Below are 9217 nucleotides of genomic sequence, written 5' to 3'. Positions count from 1 at the left end.
GGGGTGCGCTGGGTGTTTCCGGGCTCTAGAAGAATCTTCCATCAGATTATTAGGACTGAAGGATTCACAAGCGGCGTGCTGACATGGCAGGCGCTCATGTTAAAACACTGGATACCTCCGGACGCGGGGACGTGGATAGATACGCGCGGGTCGTGGTTGACCCCACCCAAGACACGCTATAGGTCTTATTCAGGCGTCGCGGGTGGAGGCTGGGCTATCACCATTGATACCGCGGGCGTAGACATGAACGAAGCCAAACAGTTACTAGCCTGTGATACCCGGCAAGGCTTCTTATGGATGCAGCGTGAAAGTGATCAACTATGTCAGACCTTGAAACAGGAATGATGTTAGCCGCCACAATCGCGGCAATATTTATCGTAATGTGGACGTGGAAAAGTGTTAAAACACAGCAATTTAACATGGAGGCCGCGCGCTCGCGTAGGATGTCACAGGTTCGGGCGGCGCGGGGAAATGCACCGGTTACAACCGCGATCGCTGGTCAGCAAGAGACTACACCGCCATGGGTATTCTCGCTACTTGAACGGCTGGGAATTGACGAAATACCAGAAGAGGAGCCTGCCGGGCTGGCTGCGGCTCTCGATAAATACGAACCCCTTATCGCACCGTTCATTAAAGGAATGATGGAAGGCCAGCAGCAGCAGCAGGGAGCCCCTTTAAGCCAGCAACCGGGGTTCCTATGAGGCTATTTTTATGGTGCTATGTTTGTTTTGCAGCCGTCGCAATTGGTGTTACTTTTGCAAGCCTGCTTTTATTCTGGATGCTGTGGTTCTCTGCCTTCTTTTCGCCGGGCTTTATTTACTATGTCGCTATTTCGGTTAACTCCTGCAATGAGGCTTTCGCTGAATTATGCCTTTTTGCGCTGTATCTGTTTAGCCTGCTCTTTCTTGTAGCCAACTGGCACGGATTCCAGCAAGAACTTAAATCCTTATAACCCCTCTCTCTCTTTTGGTGCTGTATGGCACGAAGAAAAATTATTCGTAAGGTGAAAAGAACAATGCCAAGACGCAGGTCTAGCCCGGTTCGCCGGGTTGTATATCGCAGGGCTCCCCCACGCAGGCGCAGCGCGTCCCGTGGAGGCTTCGGCGGGGTCATGGGGACACTTAAACAGAGTTTCCTGCCCGGTATCCTTGCCGGTATTGCCGCGCCGATTGCAAACAAGTTTGTCCCCGGGTGGGGCACACCTCTTGCATACGGTGGCGTTGGATACTTCATGAAGAATCCTACCCTCATGACGTTATCCGGTATCGCAGCGGGTCAACAGGTCGCCCCTATGGTTAGCGGTCTGATTCCCGGTGGAAGCACTTCTTCAGGAGGGTTCCTCTAATGGCAGCATACGCAGGCCAAGTAGTGATGAGAACCGTATCAGGTCGGACAATTATAGAGCCGTTTACCTGCACAGATGTTAACGCCATTTACATGGTGTTTACAAACAGCGGAAACGCGTTCTATACAGCGCCGGAAGACCTGTATATTGTCGATATTGCCTCTTCAGCAGCAGGAGCCGTAACAAGGCTTAATCTGAAGGTCGGCGGTCTTGACAGCGGTATCACTATCTACCAGCCCGGCACGCTGAACACCATCAATAACCGTGTTCCGTCCCCGATTGGTATTTCTAAAGGCCGGATGATTCAGTTCCAGCAGTTGACGTGATCTCTCATGGCTCAACACTCCTTGGATAACCTGTATGCTAATCAGGCGGGGCAGAATTTTGCCACTCTAGCCGGGGGTATCATACAGGTAGCACCGGGAGCCGGGCAGCGCATCAGGATTTTAAGTGTTCAGATTCTAGGGATTGCGACGGGCGCAGCGGGGACAACCTACGCGGCTCTTCAATACTCTGCTGGCGGGTTTGCTTCCCCGTGGATTAAATTCGGGCTTAACGGGGCTATCTCTGCTCAAATTAACATGGCTATGCAGTGTAACATCCTATGCGACGAGAACACCGGATTAACCGCGAAGTGTGGCGGGGCTGATGTGACCAACGGGGGATATGCCGTATGCGTCCAATATCGGATTGAAAAAGGAACGGGGACATCATGAGCGCACCAAGCACTTTTGTAACCATGTTCTACCGGACAGCCAGCACCGGGGCTTTTACAGTCTTTGGTGACACAGTTCAGGGTATTTCCGGCAAGCGCATCATTATTGACCGCTTCATTTATTCTGTCGAGGCTGATGCTGTCCCACAAGGCGGCGTAACAATCGACATGAGAAAATGGATGCAGGGAGCACAAGGCGCATTTTGGGCTAAATGGCTTGAACCCGGCGAGCACTTGGATGAAAATGAACTGATTAACATCATCCTGAAAGAAAACGAGTCATTCGCGCCGGTCTGGTCGAATGGCATCAGCGGTTACTTTACCGTAACATGGAGGCTGTGCAATGTCAGTTAAAGACTACACTGGAATTGTGATCGGACTGGGGGCTTTAGCCGTCGCTGGCTTTATTGCCTACAAATGGCTAAATCCCTCAACCAGCACCCCAACGGCAAATAATCCGTTTTCCGGGGCTGGTCAGATTCCGGTAGTCCCAGCGGACTATCACTACGTCAATCCAATTCTCTGTGCATTGGGGGCTAAAGACTTCTGTCCAGTGTCAAGCACCCCAATCGCCGGAGCCTGTGTAACAGATGCCTTTGCTGCACGTGCTGCGTCCGGGTGCCCGGGTGGTATCAACTATAACCGGGGTTCTGACGGCTGCATTTTCAACGTGGAGTGTGCATGATGGATAAAAACATCCTCATACTCGGCGGCGCTCTGGTTGCCTTGTTTGCTCTGACTCGGAAGAGTTCGACGCAATCCGGGTATCTCGGCGCTGAAATGCCTCAGGCCACATCCGGAGGCAGCAGCCCGGTTAACACTGGTGAAAACTTCGAGCAGCCCCCTCTCCTGAACCTTGGAAACAAGCAGGCCATAGAAGAGGCTCGGCAATCCGTGGCCGTGGTCGATACCGGTGTAAAGTTTCAAGGCGCTGATGTCCTTCAAGATTTAGGTCTTGCCGGTCATCCTTTGGAACTTCAGGCTGGGATTGTTACCCTAGGTCCTAATGTAACCCGTGACATCATGGGCTGTCAGTCCTACGACAAAGCAACCCATACCGGCCAGATTTGGGATATGAGCACAAGGGCTTGCCATGACATCGCATGGTATAAAATCAATCAGCCTGGACTCGTTGCCACGTGGCGGATAAGTGATCCTAGCCTATGACCGATGCACCCGCTGTAACCGTTGCACAATCCGCAATGGCGGAAGTGAACTGGAACAACATCGCCGCGATTGCTGCAATAACTGCAATCACCATTGCGGCATTGGCGTTCACTGCATCAACAACAGCCTTTGCCATTGCAATAGGTGCAATTGCCGGTATTGCTGGATTCACGCTGCCTGCTCTGAAGATATCGCAGGGGTAATGAAAACGGATGGTTCACGTTAAGAACTAAAAAGGAGTGGTGTCTTCCCGGACACTCTTATGTAAACGTTGTTAACACTTAACGATTTCGGCTCCCCGATGCAGAACAATCCTGTCTCGCAGGGGGCGCTGGGGGATTCTCCCCCTGATATACAGGATCACTTTTCGGGGCAGAAAGATTCCGCCCCTTATCTTGATATTAATAGTCATAACTACGCAGGCCAACGGAGAACCGCTGAAGAGCGAAAACGAGGCCGGTTATGGCATCAACTACAATCAGGCATAGCCCGGCATCAGGGGGAGCGGTTAAGGTTCCTGACTTTGACCAGCCCGGAAGAAGAAGAACAGATATTTGAACTTGGTAAGGCATGGCAGCGGTTAAAAGACCGGATAACCCGGTTGACCCCTGCCCGGCTGCTTAAAGGAGGTTACATCAATGCAACAGATATTAGGAGATACTACGGGGGTCTTTTGCTCAAGCCAATATCCCTGTCATACCTTAAAGTTGAAACGCGAGAAGGAAACGGAGTGCTGCATGTGCTCTATTACGGGGACTATATCCCGCATGACTGGTTGGCAGCCCATTGGCAGGACTTGCGAGGCGCATATCAAGTTGACATCCGCGCAAGCAGTCCTAGCCGGGCAGGTGGCAGCCGGGGACTTGCTAGTTATATCCTCCGGCAGTATGTCGCCAATCAAGATGCGCTTGTTAGATACTCATGCGGGGTGCGCTGGGTGTTTCCGGGCTCTAGAAGAATCTTCCATCAGATTATTAGGACTGAAGGATTCACAAGCGGCGTGCTGACATGGCAGGCGCTCATGTTAAAACACTGGATACCTCCGGACGCAGGGACGTGGATAGATACGCGCGGGTCGTGGTTGACCCCACCCAAGACACGCCATAGGTCTTATTCAGGCGTCGCGGGTGGAGGCTGGGCTATCACCATTGATACCGCTGGCGTAGACATGAACGAAGCCAAACAGTTACTAGCCTGTGATACCCGGCAAGGCTTCTTATGGATGCAGCGTGAAAGTGAACAACTATGTCAGACCTTGAAACAGGAATGATGTTAGCCGCAACAATCGCGGCAATATTTATCGTAATGTGGACGTGGAAAAGTGTTAAAACACAACAATTTAACATGGAGGCCGCGCGCTCGCGTAGGATGTCGCAGGTTCGGGCGGCGAGGGGAAATGCACCGGCTCCAACCCCGAGCCCAAGTCAGCAAGAGGCTACACCGGAATGGGTATATTCGCTACTCGGTAGGCTGGGAATTGAAGAAATCCCAGACGAGGAACCGCCCGGCTTGGCTTCGGCTCTCAATAAATACGAACCCCTTATCAGGCCGTTTATAAAGGGATTCATGGACGGACAGCAGCAGCCAGCCGGTGATGTTCCCGATCCCGTTACAATGCCGGAGGAATATAAGCACCTGCAGCAGCCAGAGCAATTCTTATGAAGAGGCTGACATGGAGCGATTATTTCTGGCTTGGGTGCGTCGTTTACACAATCGCGCTTACTGTCGCAGCCGTTATCCTTTTCTGGAACCTGTGGTTTCTTGCGTTTATCCAGCCCGATTACCGCTATTACGTCATCATAGACGTCAATTCGGTAGGGGAAGGGTTGCTGGAATTCTGGCTTTTCGTCGGTTACATTTTTGCTCTCATTAATGTGGTCGCCGGGTATCCGTACATCAAGAAATACGGATTCCTTAAATCCTAGTAACCCCTTTTCTCTTTTTGGTGCTGTATGGCACAAAAGAAACGTATCGTGAGGAAAACAACTATGGCAAGGTCAAGGGCACGCACACGTGTCGTATACCGCAAAGCCGCACCGCGCCGGCGCTCGTCCGGGTCTCGCGGGGGCTTCGGCGGGATAATGGGAACCGTTAAACAGAACGTTCTTCCCGGTCTCGTCGCAGGTATCGCCGCACCCGTCGCAAACCAGTATATCCCCGGATGGGGAACCCCGCTGGCTTACGGTGGTGTCGGTTACCTGATGAAGAATCCAACGCTTATGACTCTTTCAGGGGTCGCGCTGGGTCAGAATGTCGCACCAATGTTAACAAACCTGTTACCCGGTGGAAATACCAACAATCAGGGGGCGTTTCTGTAATGGCTGCCTATGCAGGTCAGATTGTGATGAGAACGGCATCGGGCCGCACCATCATTGAGCCATTCACCGCTACCGACGTTGACACGAACTACATCGTGTTCACCAATTCAGGCCAGCAATTCTATAACACGCCGGAAAAACTCTACATCACTGATATTGCTGTCAGTGCTGCCGGTGCTGTTACGAAGTTGAACCTCCGGGTCAACGGGCTTGACAGCGGGAACACCCTGTATCAGCCGGGACTTGTTAACACCATTAACAACCGTCTCCCGTCACCAATCGGCATCAACGCGGGCCGGATGATTCAGTTCAAGCAACTGGCGTGAGGTGACCATGTCATCTCAAGCCCTCGCACCATCGGCTAACCTCTGTTCTTCAGCGGTAGCCAGTGTAGGCGGCGCTAATATCGTTGCTGCACCGGGGGCCGGGAAACGGATTCGGATTCTTGCTATCTGGATTTCCGCATCTGATGATACAAGCGTGAATACCGCTGTAATGGTTCAGGTAACTGTCGGTGGGGCTCCAAAAATCCCCTTCCAAGTGCTGATGCTTACCGCACCTCCGGCGCTGCCATGCACCGCTGCCATGCAGTGTAATCTCTTAACGGACGAAAACACCGCTGTGATTGCTACATGCAGTACTGCCGTTGGTAACCGGAATTGTGGTGTTCACTACCGGATTGAATCAGGAACTGGTGTTGCTCCATGACCTCTAACCGCGTAACAATGGTCAGCCGTGTTGCTGCAACCGGCGCTCAAACGGTTACCGGGGATGACCTTACCGCTATCCCCGGACAGCGCATTATCATTGACCGGATTTCCTTCTCAATGCAGAATGGATATGGCACTGATTTAACAATCGACATGCGCACGTGGATTGGCGGGGCCGGGAAAGCCTTCTGGGCTAAAATCATCAAGGCCGGATACACCGTGAGCGAAGAGGTTCCTATGGATATCATTCTTTCACCGTCTGCAACCATTACGACGGTATGGAGTGATGGGATCTCCGGTTACTTCACAATCTTCTGGAGAACGTGTCAAAATGGCTAGAAATGAATGGACGGGCGCTATCATCGGGCTTGCTGCCGTGGGTGTCGCTGGGTTTATTGCCTATAAATGGCTAAACCCATCAACCAGCACCCCAACGGCGAATAACCCGTTTCCGGGCGCTGGTCAGATTCCGATAGTCCCCGAGGACTATCACTACGTCAATCCAATCCTCTGTGCCCTCGGTGCGAAAGATTTCTGTCCAGTTGCTACCGTACCGACACAGGGGGCCTGTGTTACGAATCCCTTTGACATTCATACATGCCCGGGTGGATTCAATTATAACCGGGGCGCTGATGGCTGCATTTACAATGTGGAGTGTGTATAATGGATAAAAACGTCCTGCTTGTCGGGGCTCTGGCTGCTGGTCTGCTGCTGCTCACAAAAAAGGGTATAAACCCTGTAACAGCATTTCAGCCTGCAACAACCCCCATTATCCAGACTCCTGCATTACAGGCTGTTCAGGAGGCCTTAGCCAATTTTCGGATTGTCGATACTGGTCAAGACCTCGGCGGCGCTGATATCCTTCAAGATTTAACGCTACCGGGGAACCCCCTGATACTTCAGTCTGGAATTGTCACCATCGGGCCGAATACGACAAAAGACATTATGGGCTGCGTGAAATTCGATAGGAACACTCTTACGGGTGAAATCTTCGATTTCTCTACCCATCAATGCCACACGTTACCCTGGTATCGTGAACATCAGCCCGGACTTGTTCAAACGTGGGGCCTGTAAATGACAGAAGTTACCGGAACAACCCCTGCACAAAGCCCTGTGAATTGGACGAACATCGCCGCGATTGCCGCAATTGCTGCAATCACTATATCCGCGATGGCCTTTCAGCAAGGTCAGAATGCATTAATTGTCGCAGTGGGAGCCGTTGCCGGTATTGCTGGCTTTACCCTGCCTGCGTTACAGGTCAAAGGATCATGAAAACGACTGGGCCGCGTTAAGGTCTAAAAAGGAGTGGTGTCTTCCCGGACACTCTTATGTAAACGTTGTTAACACTTAACGATTTCGGCTCTACCGATGCACCCCAATCCTGTCAGGCCCATCAGGGCCGCATGGGGGCGCTGGGGGATTCACCCCCTGCTATACAGGGTCACTTTCCGGGGCTGGAAGATTCCCCCCCTTCACTTGATATTAATAGTCATAACTACGCAGCGCAACGGAGAACCGCAGAACAGCGGAAACGAGGCCGATTATGGCACGCTCTCCAGTCAGGCATAGCCCGGCATCAGGGGGAGCGGTTGCGGTTCATGACCTTAACCAGTTCGACAGATGAAAACGTTTTACCATTAGGTAAAGCATGGCAGCGGTTAAAGGACAGAATCAACCGGTTAACCCCTGCAAAACTGATAAAAGGAGGTTATATCAATGCAACAGATGTTAGGCGCTACTACCAAGGCGCAATTCTCAAAAAACTGGAAATTAATTACCTTAAAGTTGAGACTATGGAAGGCAACGGAGTCCTGCACGTGCCATACTTCGGCGATTATATCCCCCAGCGGTGGCTGTCAGATAATTGGAAGGAGTTACGGGGCGCGGGTATTGTCGACATCCGCGCAACGGATGCTGTCCGGGGAGGCGGTAGCCGGGGCTTGGCTCGATATCTCTTACGACAATACATCGCTGATCAAGATGCACTCGTGCGATACAGTTGTGGGGTGCGCTGGGTGTTCAGAGGCTCTCGCAGAATGTTCCACCAGATTATCAAACACTGTGGCTTTGTCGCTGGGTGCATGACTTGGCAGAGGCTTATGGAGGCGCGCTGGGAACCTCCGGGGCCTGATGAGTGGATAGATAAGCGGGGTTCGTGGTTACAACCGCCAAAACCGCGCTGTAGGTCTTGGACAGGGGTCGCGGGTGGAGGCTGGGCCGTCACTGTTGACACTCATGGCGTTGACTTGGATGAGGCCCGGCGCTTGTTAGGCCCGCTGGCTTCTTATGGGTGCGATGTGAAAGTGAACAATCATGTATGAAATGGAGTTACTCATATGTGGCGCGGTTGTCACAATCGCGTTATTTCTCGTATTAAGGACGTGGAAAGATGTTAAAACATCACAATTTAACATGGAGGCCGCGCGCTCGCGTAGGATGTCGCAGGTTCGGGCGGCGCGGGGAAATGCACCGGCTCCAACCCCGAGCCCAAGTCAGCAAGAGGCTACGCCGGAATGGGTATATTCGCTACTCGGTAGGCTGGGAATTGAAGAAATCCCAGACGAGGAACCGCCCGGTTTGGCTTCGGCTCTCGATAAATACGAACCCCTTATCAGGCCGTTTATAAAGGGATTCATGGACGGTCAGCAGCAGCCAGCCGGTGAGCAGCAGCAGCAGCAGCCGGAGCAATTCTTATGAGGAGGCTGACATGGAGCGATTATTTCTGGCTTGGATGCGTCGTTTACACAATCGCGCTTACTGTCGCAGCCGTTATCCTTTTCTGGAACCTGTGGTTTCTTGCGTTTATCCAGCCCGATTACCGCTATTACGTCATCATAGACGTCAATTCGGTAGGGGAAGGGTTGCTAGAATTCTGGCTTTTCGTCGGTTACATTTTTGCTCTCGTGAATGTGGTCGCTGGGTATCCGTATATCAAGAAATACGGATTCCTTAAATCCTAGTA

General features: G+C 52.1%; 17 protein-coding genes. All 17 read left to right on the top strand.

All coding sequences use genetic code 11. From position 1 onward, the window contains the following. Positions 1-96 precede the first annotated feature (96 nt). The 17 genes from WC359_13890 to WC359_13810 all read left to right on the top strand — a co-directional run bounded on the left by WC359_13890 (position 97) and on the right by WC359_13810 (position 9215). Positions 97-345 (top strand): hypothetical protein, encoded by a 249-nt coding sequence (locus tag WC359_13890; GenBank protein MFA5401537.1) that lies wholly within the window; start codon positions 97-99, stop codon positions 343-345. Continuing rightward, positions 321-701, top strand: a complete 381-nt coding sequence (locus tag WC359_13885) for a hypothetical protein (protein MFA5401536.1) — start codon at positions 321-323, stop codon at positions 699-701. The genes WC359_13890 and WC359_13885 overlap by 25 nt, the downstream gene beginning before the upstream one ends. 410 nt (positions 702-1111) lie before the next feature. Beyond that, positions 1112-1345 carry a hypothetical protein gene (locus WC359_13880; protein MFA5401535.1) on the top strand — a complete coding sequence of 78 codons (234 nt, stop codon included), beginning with the start codon at positions 1112-1114 and terminating at the stop codon, positions 1343-1345. Then, positions 1345-1671: a hypothetical protein gene (locus tag WC359_13875; GenBank protein MFA5401534.1), complete on the top strand. Its 327-nt coding sequence runs from the start codon at positions 1345-1347 to the stop codon at positions 1669-1671. The genes WC359_13880 and WC359_13875 overlap by 1 nt, the downstream gene beginning before the upstream one ends. A 386-nt stretch (positions 1672-2057) precedes the next feature. Next, the gene (locus WC359_13870) at positions 2058-2414 is read left to right on the top strand and encodes a hypothetical protein (GenBank protein MFA5401533.1); all 357 of its coding nucleotides are present in this window, start codon (positions 2058-2060) and stop codon (positions 2412-2414) included. Continuing rightward, a complete protein-coding gene (locus tag WC359_13865) occupies positions 2404-2745 on the top strand; it encodes a hypothetical protein (GenBank protein ID MFA5401532.1) in 342 nt (113 codons plus the stop codon). The genes WC359_13870 and WC359_13865 overlap by 11 nt, the downstream gene beginning before the upstream one ends. Further along, complete coding sequence (locus WC359_13860) at positions 2742-3227, top strand: hypothetical protein (protein MFA5401531.1); 486 nt, start codon at positions 2742-2744, stop codon at positions 3225-3227. The genes WC359_13865 and WC359_13860 overlap by 4 nt, the downstream gene beginning before the upstream one ends. Further along, positions 3224-3430: a hypothetical protein gene (locus WC359_13855; protein MFA5401530.1), complete on the top strand. Its 207-nt coding sequence runs from the start codon at positions 3224-3226 to the stop codon at positions 3428-3430. The genes WC359_13860 and WC359_13855 overlap by 4 nt, the downstream gene beginning before the upstream one ends. Positions 3431-4248: 818 nt before the next feature. Further along, complete coding sequence (locus tag WC359_13850; protein ID MFA5401529.1) at positions 4249-4497, top strand: hypothetical protein; 249 nt, start codon at positions 4249-4251, stop codon at positions 4495-4497. Beyond that, positions 4473-4889, top strand: a complete 417-nt coding sequence (locus WC359_13845) for a hypothetical protein (protein ID MFA5401528.1) — start codon at positions 4473-4475, stop codon at positions 4887-4889. The genes WC359_13850 and WC359_13845 overlap by 25 nt, the downstream gene beginning before the upstream one ends. Further along, on the top strand, positions 4886-5152 hold the full coding sequence (locus WC359_13840; protein MFA5401527.1) for a hypothetical protein: 267 nt from the start codon (positions 4886-4888) through the stop codon (positions 5150-5152). Before WC359_13845 ends, WC359_13840 begins: the two co-directional genes overlap by 4 nt. Before the next feature lie 63 nt (positions 5153-5215). After that, the gene (locus WC359_13835) at positions 5216-5545 is read left to right on the top strand and encodes a hypothetical protein (protein ID MFA5401526.1); all 330 of its coding nucleotides are present in this window, start codon (positions 5216-5218) and stop codon (positions 5543-5545) included. After that, on the top strand, positions 5545-5871 hold the full coding sequence (locus WC359_13830; protein MFA5401525.1) for a hypothetical protein: 327 nt from the start codon (positions 5545-5547) through the stop codon (positions 5869-5871). The genes WC359_13835 and WC359_13830 overlap by 1 nt, the downstream gene beginning before the upstream one ends. 378 nt (positions 5872-6249) lie before the next feature. Beyond that, positions 6250-6594: a hypothetical protein gene (locus tag WC359_13825; protein MFA5401524.1), complete on the top strand. Its 345-nt coding sequence runs from the start codon at positions 6250-6252 to the stop codon at positions 6592-6594. Positions 6595-6918: 324 nt separating this feature from the next. After that, complete coding sequence (locus WC359_13820; GenBank protein MFA5401523.1) at positions 6919-7329, top strand: hypothetical protein; 411 nt, start codon at positions 6919-6921, stop codon at positions 7327-7329. Next, positions 7330-7527: a hypothetical protein gene (locus WC359_13815; protein MFA5401522.1), complete on the top strand. Its 198-nt coding sequence runs from the start codon at positions 7330-7332 to the stop codon at positions 7525-7527. A gap of 1421 nt (positions 7528-8948) precedes the next feature. Continuing rightward, the gene (locus WC359_13810; protein ID MFA5401521.1) at positions 8949-9215 is read left to right on the top strand and encodes a hypothetical protein; all 267 of its coding nucleotides are present in this window, start codon (positions 8949-8951) and stop codon (positions 9213-9215) included. Positions 9216-9217: the final 2 nt, after the last annotated feature.

This window comes from Dehalococcoidia bacterium (genome assembly GCA_041653995.1).
Classification (GTDB): domain Bacteria; phylum Chloroflexota; class Dehalococcoidia; order GIF9; family UBA5629; genus CAIMUM01.
The sequence above is the reverse complement of the archived record's forward strand: the minus strand, read 5'-3'. Positions and strand labels throughout refer to the sequence as shown.